The sequence below is a fragment of the Serratia fonticola genome, from assembly GCF_001006005.1.
GTDB classification, from domain to species: domain Bacteria; phylum Pseudomonadota; class Gammaproteobacteria; order Enterobacterales; family Enterobacteriaceae; genus Chania; species Chania fonticola.
On the sequence record NZ_CP011254.1, the window covers coordinates 1,689,271 to 1,708,705 of the forward strand.

Genomic DNA, 19,435 nt, shown 5'->3' on the forward strand with positions numbered 1-19,435 from the left:
CAGGCAAGTGGGCTAGAGGTACGGTAAAAAGCAAAATCCCGCTGCTGAGGGCGGGATTTGCCTTAACTTCAACTTAAATATTCCGATAGTAAAAAAACCACAGAATAAAACCTATCAATACCCCAGCAAGAGCCACTTTAAAATAAGAAAATAACTTTCCTATAAAAAACAAAAGAATGCCATCTCCGCCACCAATCCAGTAACCAAGCAAACTGAATGACATTGCGATAATGAACAACATAATAAAAAGAGCTAAGCATAGATAAAGCAACACAATGAAAGATCTATTTCTACTATTCATCATTGCCCCACCTCTTTGCTTTTCAAAGCTTCATTTATTCCCTCTGTAAATGTTCCCGAAGTGGCGGAGTTACTCACATTACCTACTATTGAAGGTATCGAACTTTGTGGTGCAGGCTTTGTTATAGTCCAAACGCCAGTAGGAACCCATTCATACTGTTTCGAGATCGGATTAAATACCTTATCAGCTTGAACCTTAAGTATATTACCCGCCGCATAGCCAGCCGATGCTCCTGCCTTACTCAGTATCGCACCCAAGAACGGATCATCACCTTTGAGTTCTGCTTGGTAATATCCACCTGCTGCATTCCATGTTACCGTTGGATTATAGCCTTTACCCGCAGTAATCGCCCCAATAACCCCCGCACCGATTACATCCGACAGTTTTACTTCACCAGATGCACCATATTGGATAGCCGCACTCCCGGCCGCCGATGCCCCCGCTGCGATCAACAGTTCTTTTCCATTGGTTACAGTATTGGTAACTATTGCTTTCCCACCCATCACCACAACAGGCCATGACGTAGGATCACTGATAACAGACAACAGACGATCGCCTGTAGTGATATTGTCCTTCAGGAACTTAAGATCTGTACCATTCAGGTAATTCACCAACGCCGCCGCATCCGGATCTTTCAGCTTTTCATCCAGCCGAATTTGTGACGGATGCGCATCATTGGCTACATTGGTCGCTCCTTGAATAAGCTCTTCCCATGTAACACAGCGAACGCCACCACCGGAACAGGCATCAACCAGTTCTTTGCTGTTTTTGTTGCTGATTTCGATATATTTCTCAACAACGGACTTGCAGTCACCACCCGATGCTTTGCAGTCGGATAGCTCTTTATCAAGTGCTCTGGCTTCTGTGCTACTCAAGAAGTTATTCTCCACTACTGTCTTACCGGTCTGAGCCCCAGCTACAACATCAGCTGTGCTGTCACCTATCAGACCACCAGCCAGCCCTGCTGCCAACGTAGCCAACGCTGAGACGGTCTGTTTTTCCGACTCACTCAGTTCACTAACTGGCTTGCCATAGGCATTCACCGCGATCATGCCGAGCAATTCCCCGGTCACAGCACCACCCGCGCCAACCAACGCGTTGTTCTCCTGTGCTGCCGCTAGAGCCGCATTAACTGCGGCATGAGCCAGAGTGCGGGCTGTTGGATCATTCGGCAACGAATCTGCGATCAGTTTAGTGATATACGGTGCGGCACCGTTAGCCAGTGCGGCCGCCATATCTCCGCCAGCTAATCCTTGAACCGCTGCCGTGGCCGCCTGTATCGCACGTTGTACCTGACCGCCCGTACCAAATCCCGATTCATTGAACGCTTTATCATAAGCAGTCTGGTAAACCTGCTTACTGATATCCTCAGAGGTCGGCTCCTTGCCCGGGTTGGCTTTCTTCCATTGGGCTTCTGCGGCGGCGAGCTCTTCAGGCTTAACATCCTTCATCTTCTCGTTCGCCGCCTTGGTCGCAGCAATCTGCCCCTGCGTACGCGCGATATCCGCTACCTGCCCGCCAATCTCACCAATCAGCTGCGCTTCTTTAAGCCGGTTCTGCTCCTTCTCCTTATCGAAGATCGGCCCGATGCTGCCGTTGGCATTGTCCGTATCCCGGCTCAGGTCGGCGATATTCTGCTGCTGGTTGGCCTGGTCACGAATCACCACGCTACCGCCCGACACCGCCGCCTGGGTGGTGCCTTCTGCATGCCCTTTATTACCCAGACCAGACAGCGCGATACCGCCCAAATTGGTCAGCAGGTCTGAACCTACTGGGCCACCGCTGCTCAGGCTTCCGCCTTGATGCTCGGCCTTGAAATCCGCCTGATTGTGGATATCGTTAAAGCCCAGCGTGCCGGTATCCAGCCGATTTTTATCAGCATCTGCCGTACTGGCAATCACCGCGCCATCAAGCTGGGTATGCTCACCCACCTTAACATCGAAACCGCCCTTACCAGCATAGAGGCCGGTTTGCTCCTGCACGCTGTCGTAATTACTGTGCAGTTTGTCACGGCTCATGCTCAGGTTAGCAGACCCGCCACTGCCGATAACCGCGACGCTGACGCCACCGCTGATACTGGTCTGCTTCGCGTCGTAGTTATCGCTGTCCTGCTGGCTTTGCAGCGTCAGGTTACGCCCTGCATCCACTTTTACCGTTTCGCCGCTCGCCTGCGCACCGGCCAATGTGGTGTCCCGACCACTGTGCATCGAAAGTGTGCCACCGCTGTCGACAGTGGTTTCGCTCCAGAACGTGCCGTCGCCGTGCTCGTTGCCCTGGCTCTTGTTGCCATTGGCAAACACGCTCAAGCCACTGCTCGGCCCACTCACACCCAGGCTGACTCCAATACTGCCACCGCTGCTGCTGTTACTGCCGTCGGTTTTTTGCGTGTTGGCCGCACCAAGCAATTGTAAATCACGGGCCGCATCCAGCGTGGTATCGCCACCCGCTTTTAACTGGCTACCTGCGATCAGGATATCGCCGCTGTCGGCGGAATGCCCCTTGCCGGTCGCACTGAGCGTCAGGTTGTTGCCCGCATTCAGCGTCGAACCGCTGACGGATTTCTGTTCCTGATGCTGCTGCGAAGATGATTTTTGTGAGCCTAGTGACGCACTGATGCCCACCATGCTCTTCGCATCGCCCCCTTGTGCCTGCACCAACTGCCCCGCCTGCACGGCCTGAGCACCCGACAAGGCCGCTTTAGTCCCCTGCAAGGCGGCCAGGCGACCATCGGTCTCTTTTTGTGCCTGCTGCGCCGTGGTGACGGCAGTGTTGACCGCGCTACCGACCGGGCCGGACAACGCCACAGTAAGACCACTTTGCTTCTGCTCGAAGGTTTCATCCCGGCGGTAAATATCCTGCCCCGGATCGATCTGCACGCTGTCCCCCGTCACCGACAGGTTCTTGTTCGCAATCAGATCTGCGCCGCCAATGTGTGCCTTGCCGCCCGCAACGATATTCACATCGCCGCCGGTCGAGCCGATAGTGCTGACACTCTGGCTCTGCGTCGTACCGTCTTCGTTCACCTGATGGCGAGAGCTGGAGCTACCAATCGTCACCCCGATACCGCCGGTGCCCATCAGCCCGCTCTTTTTCTTCTCATCCAACCGATAGCTGGACTGCTCTTCCGTCGCCGCCACGATCTCGACGTTGTTGCCTGCTTGCAGGTTAACTTTGCCGTCACCCACAACCGAAGACCCCTTCACCGTCAGATCGTTACCCGCAGACAGAGACACGTTGTCGCCGCTCAGCAGCGTGCCTTTTTCCTGCGTGGCGTAATCTTCCCGCACCGTGTGGGTGGTGGTCTTCGACAGGAACCCTTTCTTGGTCTTGGTTTCTTCGAAGAAGGAGTAGTCGCTTTCGGTGGCGCTGTTGAGCGTCAGATCGCGTCCGGCGCTTACCGCAACATCACCGCTGGCCTGCACCTGTGCCGCATTCAAGGTGGCATCTCGATCGGCGCGAATGGTGGTGTTGCCCCCGCTGGCGATCTCCGTTCCTTGCTGGCGAATGGACTCATCCACCTGCTGGCGTTTACCTTCCTTGCTCTCGCGGTATTCGCTGGTTTGCTGGGTGTTGAGGTTCACGTCACGCCCGGCGTTCAGGTTGACGTTGTTGTCCGCCACCATCGCTGCGGCCTGAGAGTTCACATCCCGGCCTGCATCCAGCGTTAAATCGCCACCGCTGGTGAGGGTGGTGCGCGTGGCATCGTTACTGCGCTGTTCGGTACCGTTATCTTTCTGCCTGGTGCTCGCTTCCTGCGTTTGCAGGTTGATATCGCGCCCTGCCATCAGGGTAGTATCACTCTGGCTGCCAACCTGGCTGGCCTTCACATTGACATCACGGCCTGCATCGGCCGTCAGCGGCCCACCAGCACTAATTTCGCTGCCCTGGCTGCTGTGAGTTTCGCTCTCTCTTACGTTCCGCCAGCTCTGATATTTATCGGCGCTGTAGGTGGTGTTGGCCAGGACGTTGATATCGCCCCCCGCCAGCAGGTCCATCGCACCACCGGAAGTCAATTTGGCCCCCAGGATATCGATGTTGTTACCAGCGCTCAGGCTCAAGCTGTCCAAGGCCTGTATGGTGCCGATATCGCCGATTTCCGTGCGTGACAGCGACAGGCTTTGTGGCATCCAGCCACCCAGGGAACCCTGGGTATTCCACTGATTCGTCAGCGTCTGGTTGATGATGTTGCCATCAAGGCTTTCCAACTGCACCGTTTTGCCGCTGATGATTGAGCCGATATTGTTGATATCGCCAATCGCGCTCAGTTGCAGATTGCCGCCCGCATTGAGCAAGCCCGCATTGAGGTTGCTGATGCTGTTCTGGCTATCAAGCGTCAGCGCGTTCTGTGCGGTCAGCGTGCTGCCACTGTTGGTGATATTACCGGCGGTGAGCGAGACATTTTTCCCTGAAATCACGCTGCCGTTATTGATCGTCACATCTTTTGGTGACAGGTAGAGCTTCGGCACCATCACCGTCTGGCCATTGATGCTGGTCGCTTCCCACCACAAGATGCTGTGATCCAAAGAGGCGATCTGCTGCGCCGTCAACGAAACCCCAAACTTCAGCCCAAGAGACTGTTGCGCCCTGGCGGCGTTATCCATCAGGGTTTGCATCTGCTCCAGGTCTGAACCTATCCCGTTCAGATAACGGCTGCCCGTCTGATTCAGCATGGCATTGCTGACGTAACGGGTGTCAAAGGCCGCATCCCCCAGGAAACGGTAGTCGTAATCCGGGTGGAGGTTCAGGCGGTCAAGGAAATAGGAAGAGCCGATAAATTTGTCTTCTACCGTGAACTGTTCGTTGGTTTCACGCGGGCTCTGGCCTGGGGTGATCCCCAACAGCGCGTAGAGATCGCCAAACAGGCTCGGATCGAGTTGCCCCAGCCCGTTAAGTTTCGGGTTGGTGGTGATCAGATACGGGCTGTCCGGATCGGTAGACGCCACAAAATAACCGTTCTCGCCCGTAGGCAGAGGATACGCACTGGTATCGACCGTTTTGCCTTGATACTGGTTTAAGGCCTTACCATCCGTGCCGATCAGGTCCTTGCCATCGGTGGCGGTGTTTTGTAACGCGGTTCCATCCCCCAGATTGGCGCTGCTCTGGCCAGCGTCGCTATATTTTCCTAACCCGGTGAGCTCAGGCGTGACGTTATCCAGGCCACTGCCTCCGTTAATCTGTTGCAGGGCATTTTGCAGGCTGTCTTGCCATTCAGGCGAATTGACCGCCGCCTTATCACCGGCTGACAACGCCTGTTTCTCTACGGCATTACCGATTGTCTGTTGGCTCAGGGTATTGAGCGTTGGGGCATTGATAGTGTGACTTACACCACCTGCGTTGGGTGAGGTGGTGGTATTACTCAGATCGTTGGCAAAGTTGGCCACGACGTTACCGCCCGCCTGAATAACGGAACGGTAGATCTCACCTTCTGTGCGCTCAGTACGTACCTCCCCGTTGGAGGTATAGGTCACATAACGATCGTCGATCTTGCTAAGCGCATAGTCAGTCATCGGTTGTAACTTGGACACCACGTACTGAGGCCTGGACTTCGGTAATTCATCGGTGCGATAGGTTTGATAACGCGTTTCGGTACCCGCCAGCCAAGACCGATTATTCAGCGTATTACCCGTCAGGTAGGCATTGCCGTTAGCAAGAATATTGCTTGCCTGGTTATCAAGCGCTTGCGCGGAAAGATAGAGATCTCTGCCAGAAGCAATACGACCTGCACCACCGTTGCTGCTAACCTCAATACTGGAAACGGATAACGCCAGGTCTTTGGTTTTCTCAAAAGGCGCGGCGTATGTGTAGATATGAGTGACTTCGCGGCCGGCATCTCCCGCTAGCTGAGTGGTCACCCTTATGGTGTAGTAACCCAGTTCACCTTTCTCGAAGAAATCCAACGGAACCTTCACCAAGGCACCGTTTAACCAAGGGTATTCGCTGGTCAGATCCTTGTTGGTTTGGGTCACACTCAGCCCATCGCGCTGATTCAGCAAATGGGCGGTGTTAATGGTGATATCACCATTTTGTGTCTCGATGGTGCCGGAACTGTTCACCACTTCAGCGTTGGCATTGCCCGCCATATCACGCTGCATCCACAGGCTGTTGCCCGCCAGGATGTCACCGCGCAGGTTTTTGATGCTGTTGGCCAGCAAGTACAGGTTGTTACCGGCATACAGCAAGGCGGTGTTAATCAGGCTGCCAGCCGCATTCAGCGTCATCGAGCCCAGCGTGCCGGTAAACCCGTCAACGGTGATATCGCTCTGGCTGTTCAGGGTTACGTCGCCCCCTGATTGCAGGGTTCCGGCCGCATTCATGGCAATGGCGCTGCCACTGAGGGTGCTGGCCCCACTTCCGCCGGTGATTTGCCCGTTGTTGGTCAAGATGCCGTACGCCGTGAGGTTGACGCTCTGCCCCTGCAGAGTGCCCTGGTTGGTCAACGCCCCCTGGCTGTTAAGGTTCAGGCTCTGGCCTGCGGCAATCACATTCTGGCTGGTAAAGGCGTTCACCAGTTGCAGCGTCAGGTTGCCCAACGCCACGACCTGGCCACGTTGGTCAAAATCGCCACTGCTCAGCAGTAAATCGCCTCCGCTGAATATTTTCCCTGTCTCTTGAAGCGCCACCTGACTGGCATTGATGCCAAGCCCGGAGGTGCCAAGCAGCGTGCCACCGTTGGTCAGTTGCTGGGTATTCAACGCCAGGTTGCTTCCCTGGATCGTGCCCTGATTGTTCAGGCTACCTGCGGTCAACGTTCCCTGCAGTTCTGCCAGCAAGGTACCGCTGTTGTCCAACGCATCCGCATTCAGTAACAGGGAGCCTGCCTGTAGCCAACCGGTGTTGGTAAATTGCGAGCCATGGAGTGACAGATCGGAACCAGCAAGCAGGCTACCGTCATTACGCCCTGATATAGTCCCTTCGAACCGGGTGTCAGCACCGCTTTGCATCAGGCCGCTGTTGACCCAGTACGGCGAGGTAATGGTGAGTGCGTTCTGGCTGAGAAGGGTACCCGTAGCGTTATTGGTCAACCCACCGGTAAAGTTCAGCGTTAGACCTGTTTCACCTTGCACACGACCGTTGTTGGTTAGCGTACCGCTGTTAACCCACACGCCGTTCCCCTGGATACGCCCAAGGTTGGTGACCGAGGCCGCATCCAGTTTCAGGTCACCCGCCGTCAGCAGGGTTTTATCTTGCTGTTGGGTGAAATCTCCGCTCAGCGCGACCGTCAGGCCGTCAACGCCACTGATTTCTCCCTGATTATTCAGGGTGTCAGCGCGTAGGGTGAGATTTTTTGCCAGCCACTGTCCGGCATTGGTCAATGACTGTGCCTGTAATGCAGCTGCACCATTGGCGGTAATTTTGCTGCCAGCCGTCGAATTCAATGCCCCAGACAGAACCATTTGCAACGCATCCGCACTCTGGATTGCGCCACTGTTATTCAACGTCTGAGCATTCAGCAGGATCTGTTGCCCCTGCCAGCGACCGTCATTGGTCACCGTACTGCCATTAACAGAAAGCGTCCCCTGCGTCAGGAGTGAGCCCTGGCTGTGGTTCACCAGCGTCAACAACGGGACGGAGAATGCCTGAATGCCTAACGTCAACGACTGCAAGCCGATCAGCGTACCTGCGTTATTCACCAAGTTCTGCGTCAGGTTGAGGATGTTTCCCTGTACGGCACCTTGGTTGTTCAACGTAGCGCCCGCCAAAGACAGACTTCCGTCGCTCAGGACGGCACCGTCATTGGTCAGCGTCTGCGCCTGTATTTCGCTGTTACCCTGGCTAAGCAGTGACCCTTCATTCACCAGTTCATCGGTGACGTTGACGGCCAGAGAATCGCTCCCCAGCAGGCTGCCACTGTTCAACCAGCTAGTGGCAGTGACGTGGGTTTGTCCACCCTGAACCAACCCTTCTGAGGTAAGTTGCCCAGCATTCAGCGACAATGCGCCTCCGGCCAACGTGCGGCTTGACGCACCCAGCGTCAGCGCATCACCGTGGGCATTCAGCCACTCGCTACCTTGCCATAATCCCGTGTTATTCAGCGTAGCGGCATCCAGCGTCAACCGGTTGGCCACCAGCTTGCCGCTGTTGGTCAGATAGTCGCCGCTCAGGTTCAGCGTCCCCAGGCTGCCCATCTGCCCGCTGTTTTGCAGCGTATTGAGCACCGTGCCTGTCAGGCCCGCAACCGCGTTTATCGATCCGCTGTTATCCAGACTATCAACGCCAAAGGTCAGGCTATTCCCCTGCCAGGATCCGGCGTTGGTAACTGCGCCACCGTTGACTGCCAGCTCACCATCGCTCAACAGTTGTGCACCGGCCAGCACGTTCAGCGCGGTGCTGTTCAGAGTCAGCCCGCTATTGCCCTGCATGATGCCGCTGTGAGTCACGGTGCCACTATCCACCGCCAGCGTATTACCCGCCAAGACTCCGGCATTGTTCACCGATTGGCTGCGGAAGGTGGCATTTTCACGGGCCACTAGTTGGCCGCCTTGCTGGTTTACCAAGCCACCCTGCACATCCAGGTTCAGGTTGTTCGCCAGGATGCTGCCCTGGTTGGTGAATTGCAGGCCGGTGAGAGACAAATCACCGTTCACCTGCAATAGGCCAGCGTTGTCCAGTTGATCGAGCGCCAGCTCCAGCGCACCGCCGCTGACCAGCTTCCCGCTGGCAAGGTTACTGATATTGGGGATAGCCAGTTGCAGATGGCTGTTGCCCTGTAGCAAACCACAGTTGGTTAGCTCTGGCGCGGTCAATACCACCTTGTCTGCCGCCAGGGTGCCCTGATTGAGAATATGGGCCGCCGTGAGATCAAACCGATCCTGGCTCAGTAACAGGCCACTGTTGAGCATGTCCCCGGTCAGGTCTGCCGTCAGGCGATCTTGCGCCTGGGCACTACCACTGTTCTGCCAGGTCTGGGCTTTCACCGCCAGTTGTTGCCCCTGCAGAGCGCCCTGGTTGACCAACTGCTGGCCTTCAAGGTGCAACGTCCCGATCGATAACATCTGGCCTGTGGCTGCGTTATTGAGATGAGTGCCGGAAAGTTGCAGGGATTGGCTACCCTGCATCAGCCCCTTGTTGATAACGTCGCCCACGACAGAGAGCACGGTGGCCGCCAGCCATCCCGCGTTGTCCACTGAGCCCGCAGAGACAGTCATCCCTTGCTGGCCGAGGATCTTCCCTTGGTTGGTCAACGTATTGGCGACTGTCAGGCTCGCCGTTTGTTCACTCAGCGCATTGCCGTTGTTAAGCCATTCTTGGGTGGACAGATCCAGTGTCTGGCCCTGAAGCAATCCGCTATTGGTCAGCGAATCTGCCCGTAATGTCAGTGCTCCGCCACTGAGTAAAACACCCCCGAGCTGGTTGCCTAACGTGGAGGTGCCGATATTGAGCTGACGGCTGCCTTGCAGAGTCCCCGTATTGAACAGGGCCGTGGTATCCAAGGCCAGCGTCGTTGCGGCCAGCAGGCCATCATTACTGAGCTGAGGGGTGGCCAGCGCCAGGGATCCGCTCGCGTTGACGGTGCCGTTTTGCTGGTTGCTGAACTGTTTGGCCAGTGACAAGACCATCAGGACCGCCTGCATCGTCCCGGCATTGGTCAAGGTGTCTGCAATCAGGTTTAGCGAACCACCGGTGAGTACACGCCCACGGTTGGTGACTTCCGTAGCCTTGATAGCAAGGGCGCTATCGCCCTGCAACGTGCCGCTATTGGCGATGCTGTTAGTATTCAGGATCAGTTGATCGGCAGCCAGTTGCCCGGCATTGGACAACGCCATACCGTTCAGTGAAAGCTTATCTTTCGCCAGCAGCAAACCACTCTGCTGGTTATCGACCCGCTGGGTTTTGGCCGTCAGCTTCACAGCATTGATTTCACCGCTGTTGAGCAGTTGATCGCCACTGAGCACCAAATCCCGATCGGTGGTGATCAGTCCGGCGTTTTTCAGCGTCGGGATGGTCAGCGACAGGGCGTTGGCCGTATACACGGTGCCGCCCTTCTGGTTGTCCATCAGGCGGGCAATAAGCTCCAGGGTCTGGCTGCCTTGTAACAAGCCGCTGTTGGTCAGCGTCTGGCTGTTAATCTTCAAGACGGGAGCGACCAGTGTGCCCTGGTTAGTCAGGGTGTCCGCCTTCAGGGCCAGGGTTGCGGCATGGCTTTTACCACTGTGCAGCAGTGAGCCAGCCTCTACCGTTAATGCCCCTTTCGCCGTTTGGGTACCCGCCAGCGTGGCTTGTTGTGCCTGGAGGGTGAGATTGCCCCCGCTTTGTATTTGGGCACCCGGCTGCGTGTTCAACGTCCTGCCATACCAGGCCAGATCGCCACCCGCATTCCATTCCCCGCCTAACGTGGCGTTACCCGCGTTAACCGTGATCTTGCCTTGGCTAGTGGTGAGGGAATCTGCCGCCGTGGTCAGCGTATCGCTGTTGAGGGTTAACCCCGTCGCGCCGGAGAGCAGGCCGTTCTGTTGCAGCGTTCCAGCCCACAGCGTCAGGCTGTCGTCGCTCAGCAACTCGCCGTAGCGGCCATTTCGCAACGTATCGCTGACGGTAAGATCGGCTTTGCCTTTGGCACTCAAGGTGCCGTCTTGATCCAACGTCTGGCTGGTAAGGGCCAGCGCTCCCCCACTCAGTATCTTGCCGCTGTTGGTAAGCGACTGACCGCTCAGCGACAGGTTACCCTGGCTCTGAACGGTTCCACTATTCCCCAGATGGGAGAGGGTGCTTTGTATCGCCCCATTGGCCGCCAGCGTGCCGCTGTTGACCAAGCTGGCACCGCTGAGGGTCAGGTTTTGCCCGGCGGTCACTTGCCCTTGCGTCATGCCGCTATTGAACAACGTCATGTCGACATGGCGGGCTGCATCAATCTGGCTGGAACTGTCCACCCGCGCGTCACGTGCCCGCAGGGTGACATCGTTGCCAGCGGTCAACTTGCCGCTGCTCATCTGCAACGTACCGCCGCTGGTGAGAGCGATATTCTGGTCACTGACCAGCGTGCCGCCCTGCTGGGAGAGGTCCCCCTGGCTGTTTAACGTGATGGACTGGGTGGCCTTGTGGTCACCCAACATGCTGATACTTTGCCCTGTCGCCGTTAATGCACCGCCTTGCGCCAGCGAATTATTGAGCGTCAATTTGCCGTTGGCATCCAAGGTGATATCCCCGGCACGGGCATTGAGGTTACCGAGGTTAACGCCGACGCCTTTGTCGCTGGAAACCAGATGGATACGGTTAGCATACATGCCGCCCAGCGCACCGGTATCGACCGCCACTTTTGGCGCTTCGCCCTGGCCCGCAATCGGGGTCACATTACCCTGTGCATCCACACGGTTGGCACCCAGTGTAATGGTGGCATCCTGGGCATACAGCTGGGCGTTGATCTCGGTGGCACGGGCAATCAGGGCAAATTTCCCGCTCTGGCTAGCATCCAGCCCTTTGCCCTGAATGCTGATGGCTCCTTGCGTGACTTCCAGCGCCTGCAGTTTGCCGTCGGGCCCTAACACCGGTTTACCGGTCGTCAGCGTCGCATTCGGGGTGTTGATGAAGCCGCAGCCGTCGCAGGTGATGCCGTAAGGGTTGGCAACCATCACGTTGGCCTGCTTGCCCGCCACCTCCAGATAGCCTTGCAGCTGGGAGCGGTTCGGGGCGACAACCTCGTTGATGATGCCTTGGGCTTCCTGCCCGGCCTTCAGATTGGGGTTGTTCTGGATCAGGCCGCCAAGCTGGGTCTGATTGAGCTGCCCGGTGGCGTTGTTGAGGATCAACCCCTCTTTGCCCACGTTGAATTCATTGTATTTATTATGGGAAATGCCCGCCTGATTAGGCGTAGCAATATTGACCACCGGCACGCCATTACCAGCCTGATCGAGCCGGGTATTCCCTTCAGCAACGTTAACACCGTTCGCCAAGGCAGGCAGCAACGGCTGCCAAGCTAACAGGCTGCACAGGGTATAGCTCAACCAACGCTGGCTGGCATGAATGGGCCGATCGTCTTTTTGCGTCATCCTTGAAACCTTTCCCTGTCAATTAAAGAACGATGTTAATACGGTAGTAAATCGACACCCGATCCGGCTCTAACCAGCTCGGATGCGCCAGCGGCCAGCCCACGGTAAATTGGCTGCTGAAATAGCGGTTACGGCTGCCCAGCCCCACCGCGCCGCCCCACAACGTGCCGGAAGCGTAGGCGTCCACGGAGTCGTGGCGCAGATAACCGCCATCTACGGCAGCCAATACGGAAATATCGCCCAGATACGGCAGGCTGAACGGCGACCAGTTGACCTCGTTACGCCAGTAGCCGCCTTTGTCGCCGGAGAGATACTGTTCCTTGAAGCCACGCACCGAACTTTCACCACCGAGGGTCAGGCGCTCACTGCCGTAAAGGCGATCAGGCGTCCACTGGCCATACAGGCTGGTGAGGTAGTTCCAGTTCTGCGCCAACGGCAAGTAATAGCTGCCGGAGAGAGTGTATTTATTAAACTCCGCCTTAGGGGCTTCACTGGCCTTACCGCTGTCATCTTCCGCGCCTAACCAGGGAACGCCACGGCTGTAGGAGGGGTTGAGCGTGGCAAAGCCGCCCCACAGTTTTTGGCTATGGCTCACGCCCAGAGATACGCTGGTCAATTTACGGCTGCTGCTGTCCAGCCGGGTGTCATTAAGATAGTTGCGGTTGATACGGTGGGTCAGGCCCAGTGCCAGGCCGGTTTTCATGTCACTGTTACGGAACAATACGCGCGAAACGTTGAAGCGATGGGTCTGGCTGTCGCCGGTGGATCGCCAGTCAAAACCCTGATTGTCGATCGTCGAGAGATAGTCGCTGTAGGAGTAGTTGTAATCCATCAGCCAGTAGCCGTAAGGCAAGCTGACACCAGCCTGGACGCTGCGGGCATCGTGGTCGTTGGCAAAATCGCTGCTGCGCGCGCCGGTCACAAACCACTGATCCGCCAGCCCCAGCAGGTTATTGCCGGTCAATGAGCCGTTGATCTGCCCGGTGCCGGTACTTTTTTGCCCACTGTTGTCAAAACCCAGCCCCAGCATCACCGGGAACTCTGGCTTGGCGGTCAGGTTGACCACCGAATAGCCCGGTTGGCTGCCGGGCAGGATTTCAATCTGCACCGGTTGCTGGCGCAGGCGGTTGATCTGCTCCATGCCTTGTTCGATATCGCGCAGGTTAAGGATGTTACCCACCAGGCCGGGGAACGCCATCTTCAGCATTCGGTCATCCCGTTGGTCCAGCAAGAGCTTTTCCAACTGCCCTTCCAGCACCAGCAGTTTCAATTCCCCATGGGACAGGTCTTGCTCGGTCAGGAAAGCGCGGCTGGTGATATAGCCCCGTTCGATATACCAATCGGAAACCTGCTGCACCAGGGTGTTGATCTGGGCCAGATTCAGGCAGCGTTGCAGATAGGGTTGCGTCAAGGCTTGCCGCGCACGGGCGGGCAGATGGCTGGCACCATCAAGGTGAATGGTCGTAATGGTGAAGCACGGCCCGCCGGGGGCTGTGGCTGCTGGCGTTTGTGGCAGCACCGGCGTCAGGCTGCGTTGCAATTCCTGACGTTGTTGTTGGTTTTGCTGCAACAATTCACGTTGTTGCTGTTGGATAGTATCTCGATCCGCCGGGCTGAGCATATTGGCGCCAACAGCCGAACTGAGAGAAAGAAATAACAATGATACTGCCAACCGCTGAGCTACTGAGTCCATTCAGATAAACCGCCTTAATGATTTTGCGGCATTCTAACGACATAATTCGGCATCAGACAAGCAAGAGATCGTGACTCTGCGGGACTTCGAGGCATCGTAATTGGCATAAATCTCAGAGTGAGGCGGGGTAAATATTCTGAAATTGTTTTAATGCCTGCACTTTATTTGATGTATGCAAATTAAACAGTCAATTATGCTAAATAGAGGCGGACTTTTCTGATTAAAAAAATAATCGGCAGCCGTGCCCAATTTATACGACAGATTAAGTCATCAATTAAGCCCAACCCGTTAAGTGGGCGCAGCATGCAGCGCCCACCAGAATAAGTTAGGTCACAGAATCTATTCTGAGCTTGATGCTCAGCTCGCTATTGGCTCTGAACCGCCCTTGTCCAACGGCTCTTCCGGTTCGGCTGGCAGCACCATATAAGTGCCCTCAAATACTGCCCCTTTATCATCGTCACCGAATAAATGCACTTCTGCCTGCACCCGCGCCCGGCGACCACGCGCCAAACGAGCCAGATCGCCACTCAATGAGCTCAGGTCGGCAACGGCTCTCGGCCTGCCGGTGATCGGTTTGCTGTAGCGAATATGGGCGTCTGCCAGAATAATCGTGCCCCCCAGGTGGCGCTCACGCAGCAGCAGCCAGATCAACCCCCAGGCGGTCAGCGTTGCCAAGGAGAACAGGCTACCGGCAAACAGCGTATGGTGTGGATTCTGATTACCCACCTCCGGCATGGTGGTAACAAAACGCTGGCCGGTATATTGGCTGATGCGCACCCCCATTTTTTCACTGAGCGGGATATGTTCATACCAGGCTTGTTGTAGCTGCCCGCACCAGTCGGGGCGATGAAGAATATCGTCCAGCGTGGCTACGGGTTTGATCATCAGGTAATGGCGGATCGGCGTAGTTTGCGGCGCAGTGATTTCGCCCTGGTTGATAAAGCCCAGCTTGGCAAAGAAGTCTACCGCATCCTCACGGGCGCTACACACCACCCGCTTCACCCCTTCCTGGCGCGCTACGGACTCCAGGGTCATCGCCACCAGAGTTCCCAGACCTTTGTCCTGCACTGTGGGATCAACCGCCAGGAAGCGGATAGCGGCTTCGTTATCGGCATTGATATACAGGCGGCCAATGGCCACTATCCGGCCGTTCTCATCCACCACCATCTGATGGTGCGCCATGGCGTCGTAGGCATCCTTTTCCGAACCCACCGGCTGGTGTAATGGCTTACGCAGCATCTCCCAGCGAAACTGGTAATAGTCTTTCAGTTCTTGTTCTGTAACGGGTACTCGTAGGTGATACATAGACGCCTTCTCTTGTGATCTTTAAACCTGCAGCCAGAACGTCACCGGGCCATCGTTCACCAATGCCACCTGCATATCGGCGGCAAACTCACCGGTCTGGGTTTCAATACCACGTTCCTGGCACTGCCCAACAAAATAGCGGTATAGCCGATCGGCCTCCTGCGGCACCGCACCGCGCGAAAAACTTGGTCGCATGCCTTTCTGGGTATCGGCTACCAGGGTGAACTGCGACACCACCAACAGGCTACCGCCAGCCTGCTGAACGTTGAGATTCATCTTGTCATCCTCGTCGCCGAAGATGCGATACCCCAGCACCCGCTCACACAGGCGTTGGGCTTTTTGCTCGTTATCGTCCTGCTCGACACCCAATAACACTAACAAACCGGGGCCAATCTTGCCTACTGTCTCACCTTCTACCGTAACGCTGGCGTTTAATACCCGTTGAATTAACGCAATCATAACGATCCTTCCTGCTCCTGTTTTTGCTGTTGTTCTGCTTTCTGCTGCTGGTAAAGGCGGTGCTCACCCAGCGTAACGGTGATTTCGGCACCCAATAACACGATACACCAGCTCCAGTAGACCCATAAAAATAAAATCGGGATCACCGCCAGCACGCCGTAGATCAGCTGGTAGGAAGGGAACATGGTGACATATAGCGCAAAAGCTTTCTTACCCAGCTCGAACAACACCCCGGCCACCAGCGCCCCGATCAACGCATCTTTCGCAGGCACGCGTACCGTGGGCACCACGCTGTATAACAACCAGAAAGAGATCCAGGACAGGATCAGCGGGAAGATGCGCAGCACCTCATCCACCAGGCTGTTAACGCCGCTTTGCGCTAACCAGTTTAGCGACAACAGATAGGAGCTGATCGCCATACTGGCCCCCACCAACAGCGGGCCGAGGGTCAGCACCATCCAGTAAACGGCAAAGGAAACCACAATCGGCCGTTGGTTCTTACTGCGCCAGATGGTGTTCAACACGCTATCCACCGAATAGATCAGCAGCAGCGCGGTGACAATCAGGCCGCAGATCCCCACGGCGGTCATCTTGCTGGAGTTGGCAACAAACTGCTCCAGGTAACGTTGCAGCACATTACCGGCGGCAGGCATAAAGTTGGAGAAAATAAAGCTTTTTAGCTGCACGCTGATATCCGCAAACATCGGGAAAACGGCAAACAGCGCAAACACCACGGTGATCAGCGGCACCAGGGAAAGTAGCGAGACATAGGCCAGATGGCCCGCCAACATGGTCAGGCCATCCTCATCAATACGTTTAAACAGCAGCCGCCCGAAGGTTATTCCGGGTTTTATCGACGATGGCAGCTTTTTGCGGCGGAAAAACGACATAGCTTCATCCTAAATGTCAGTCTGGGCGCCTTAAGCTTAACGTACGGTGATCATTGAGCAAAATAAGCCGGCACAACCTGGCGATCGATGACGTGTACCGCCTTGATCCCCAGTGCCGCGGCCGCTTCTACGTTCGCCGCCACATCGTCAAAGAATACCGCCTGATCCGCCGGGGTGTTTTCTGCCTTCAGTACGTGCTGATAGATGTTGGCATCGGGTTTACGCATGCCAAGATCCTGCGACAGATACATGTGATCGGCAGCTTCAGCGACCTGTGGGTAGTGCTGAGGCCAATAATTACAGTGCAGGCGGTTGGTATTCGATAACACCACCACGCGATGCCCTTCGTTGCGCAGGCGATGCATAATCTCGATCACTTCAGGGCGCAGGGCGACAAACACCGCCTGCCAGCCGGTGGCAAACTGCTCGAAGCTGAGCGCTATCCCCATCTCCTCACAAAGTTTGGCCGCAAAGTCTTCGTCGCTAATCTCGCCGCGCTCGTGCTGTTGGAATACTTCACCCATGCTAAAACGTTCGGACAACGTCGCCAGCGGTGTGCCGCTCAGGTTGCTCCACACGCCCAGTACACGTTTGAAATCGATATCGACAATCACATTACCTAAATCAAAGATATACAGCATAGTCCTCTCCCATGGGCCAGTGAGATTTTACTGTAACGGGAAAAGTTAAGGCTGAACAGGGAGCAGTGTGAAAAGCGCATGGCGCGCCGCAGAAAGGGGGAAAGACAGAGGAAAAAACTCAGGGCGCTGTGACACGCCCTAAGTATTGCGGATTAAATCGGCGAATTAAGCTTCTTTAGGACCGCGGTTGGCACGCTTACGATCGTTTTCCGTCAGGTGACGCTTACGGATACGGATCGAGATTGGCGTCACTTCTACCAGTTCGTCATCATCGATGAATTCCAGAGCTTGCTCCAGAGACATTTTGATGGCCGGAACCAGGGTAGTCGCTTCATCGGTACCCGATGCGCGCATGTTGGTCAGTTTCTTACCGGTCAGGCAGTTCACGGTCAGGTCGTTAGAACGTGAGTGGATACCGATGATCTGGCCTTCATACACTTCAGCACCGTGGCCCAGGAACAGCTTACCGCGATCTTGCAGACCGTACAGAGCGAACGCTACCGCTTTGCCCTGGCCGTTAGAGATCAGCACGCCGTTCTGACGCTGGCCCACTTCGCCCTGACGTACATCGTCGTAGTGGCTGAAGGTGGAGTACAGCAGACCGGTACCAGAGGTCATGGTCATGAATTCGTTACGGAAACCGATCAGGCCACGGCTTGGGATCACGTAGTCAAGACGCACACGGCCCTTGCCATCTGGATCCATGTTTTTCAGGTCAGCTTTACGCTCACCCATCGCCTGCATCACAGAACCCTGGTGCTGTTCTTCGATGTCCAGCGTCACGTTCTCGAACGGCTCTTGCTTGCGACCATCGATTTCGCGGAAGATAACTTTCGGACGGGAAACCGCCAGTTCAAAACCTTCACGACGCATGTTTTCGATCAGAACCGACAGGTGAAGCTCACCACGGCCTGAAACACGGAATGCATCAGCATCTTCGGTTTCTTCAACGCGCAACGCCACGTTGTGTACCAGTTCCTTGTTCAGACGCTCAAGGATTTGGCGTGAAGTCACGAACTTGCCTTCTTTACCACAGAACGGTGAGGTATTGACGTTAAAGAACATGCTTACGGTAGGTTCATCAACCGACAGTGCTGGCAACGCTTCAACCGCGTTCACATCACAAATGGTGTCAGAGATGTTCAGCTCGCCCAGACCGGTGATGGCAACGATGTCGCCCGCTTCGGCAACGGTGGCTTCGATACGTTCCAGACCCATATGGGTCAGCACTTTACCGATTTTACCGTTACGGGTTTTGCCTTCGCTGTCGATCAGGGTGATCTGCTGGTTAGGCTTGACTTTACCACGCTTGATACGGCCGATGCCGATAACGCCCACGTAGTTGTTGTAGTCCAGCTGCGAGATCTGCATCTGGAAAGGTGCTTCCAGCTCAACCTGCGGCGCAGAGACGTGATCGACAATCGCCTGGTACAGCGGAGTCATGTCTTCGGACATATCGTTATGGTCAAGACCCGCGATACCCATCAATGCGGATGCATAGATGATTGGGAAGTCGAGCTGTTCGTCGGTAGCGTCCAGGTTAACGAACAGGTCGAAGACCTGATCCACAACCCAGTCAGGACGCGCACCAGGGCGGTCAACCTTGTTGATTACCACGATCGGTTTCAGACCATTGGCAAACGCCTTCTTGGTCACGAAACGGGTTTGCGGCATTGGGCCATCCATTGCATCCACAACCAGCAGCACCGAGTCGACCATTGACATCACACGCTCTACCTCGCCGCCGAAGTCGGCGTGTCCTGGGGTGTCTACGATGTTGATGCGGTAGTCTTTCCAATTAATGGCGGTGTTTTTTGCGAGGATGGTAATCCCACGCTCTTTCTCCAAATCGTTGGAGTCCATTACGCGTTCTGTCGCTTCTGAACGCTCTCCGAAAGTACCGGATTGTTGCAGCAACTTGTCAACCAGGGTGGTCTTACCATGGTCAACGTGGGCAATAATGGCGATGTTACGCAAATTTTCGATCACAGCTTTGCCTCAGGCATTAGAAATAGCGCGCTATTGTACACGTATTAAGCGAGGTACTAAACAAGATCACAACACTCTCTTATAAACAACTGTGTACAGGCTAGTTTGTGATCCCTTTCACGGTGCAAAAAGCAGCAATCGATGATGTTTTGCACCATTCCAGTGCCCTACCC

8 protein-coding genes are annotated in these 19,435 nt (G+C 55.6%); all 8 read right to left on the reverse strand.

Features of this window, described 5'->3' with window-relative positions:
- Positions 1–73: 73 nt before the first annotated feature.
- Entirely contained in the window at positions 74–304 is a 231-nt protein-coding gene (locus WN53_RS07520) for a hypothetical protein (RefSeq protein ID WP_024482954.1), read from the reverse strand.
- Positions 301–12,285, reverse strand: a complete 11,985-nt coding sequence (locus WN53_RS07525) for a hemagglutinin repeat-containing protein (protein ID WP_024482955.1) — start codon at positions 12,283–12,285, stop codon at positions 301–303. The genes WN53_RS07520 and WN53_RS07525 overlap by 4 nt, the downstream gene beginning before the upstream one ends.
- Before the next feature lie 22 nt (positions 12,286–12,307).
- A complete protein-coding gene (locus tag WN53_RS07530) occupies positions 12,308–13,978 on the reverse strand; it encodes a ShlB/FhaC/HecB family hemolysin secretion/activation protein (RefSeq protein WP_024482956.1) in 1,671 nt (556 codons plus the stop codon).
- A gap of 357 nt (positions 13,979–14,335) precedes the next feature.
- A complete protein-coding gene (gene fabY / locus WN53_RS07535) occupies positions 14,336–15,283 on the reverse strand; it encodes a fatty acid biosynthesis protein FabY (protein WP_024482957.1) in 948 nt (315 codons plus the stop codon).
- A 21-nt stretch (positions 15,284–15,304) separates the two neighbouring features.
- Positions 15,305–15,742 carry a D-aminoacyl-tRNA deacylase gene (gene dtd / locus WN53_RS07540; protein WP_024482958.1) on the reverse strand — a complete coding sequence of 146 codons (438 nt, stop codon included), beginning with the start codon at positions 15,740–15,742 and terminating at the stop codon, positions 15,305–15,307.
- Positions 15,739–16,632 carry a virulence factor BrkB family protein gene (locus tag WN53_RS07545; RefSeq protein ID WP_024482959.1) on the reverse strand — a complete coding sequence of 298 codons (894 nt, stop codon included), beginning with the start codon at positions 16,630–16,632 and terminating at the stop codon, positions 15,739–15,741. Before WN53_RS07545 ends, dtd begins: the two co-directional genes overlap by 4 nt.
- A gap of 50 nt (positions 16,633–16,682) precedes the next feature.
- Positions 16,683–17,273: a glucose-1-phosphatase gene (gene yihX / locus WN53_RS07550; RefSeq protein WP_024482960.1), complete on the reverse strand. Its 591-nt coding sequence runs from the start codon at positions 17,271–17,273 to the stop codon at positions 16,683–16,685.
- Positions 17,274–17,438: 165 nt separating this feature from the next.
- Positions 17,439–19,262 (reverse strand): ribosome-dependent GTPase TypA, encoded by a 1,824-nt coding sequence (typA, locus tag WN53_RS07555; protein WP_024482961.1) that lies wholly within the window; start codon positions 19,260–19,262, stop codon positions 17,439–17,441.
- Positions 19,263–19,435 lie beyond the last annotated feature (173 nt).

What these genes read in the sequence shown, in the direction of transcription:
- WN53_RS07520 (WP_024482954.1), bottom strand. Translation starts at nt 304, where the DNA reads ATGATGAATAGTAGAAATAGATCTTTCATTGTGTTGCTTTATCTATGC.
- WN53_RS07525 (WP_024482955.1), bottom strand. Translation starts at nt 12,285, where the DNA reads ATGACGCAAAAAGACGATCGGCCCATTCATGCCAGCCAGCGTTGGTTG.
- WN53_RS07530 (WP_024482956.1), bottom strand. Translation starts at nt 13,978, where the DNA reads ATGGACTCAGTAGCTCAGCGGTTGGCAGTATCATTGTTATTTCTTTCT.
- fabY (WP_024482957.1), bottom strand. Translation starts at nt 15,283, where the DNA reads ATGTATCACCTACGAGTACCCGTTACAGAACAAGAACTGAAAGACTAT.
- dtd (WP_024482958.1), bottom strand. Translation starts at nt 15,742, where the DNA reads ATGATTGCGTTAATTCAACGGGTATTAAACGCCAGCGTTACGGTAGAA.
- WN53_RS07545 (WP_024482959.1), bottom strand. Translation starts at nt 16,632, where the DNA reads ATGTCGTTTTTCCGCCGCAAAAAGCTGCCATCGTCGATAAAACCCGGA.
- yihX (WP_024482960.1), bottom strand. Translation starts at nt 17,273, where the DNA reads ATGCTGTATATCTTTGATTTAGGTAATGTGATTGTCGATATCGATTTC.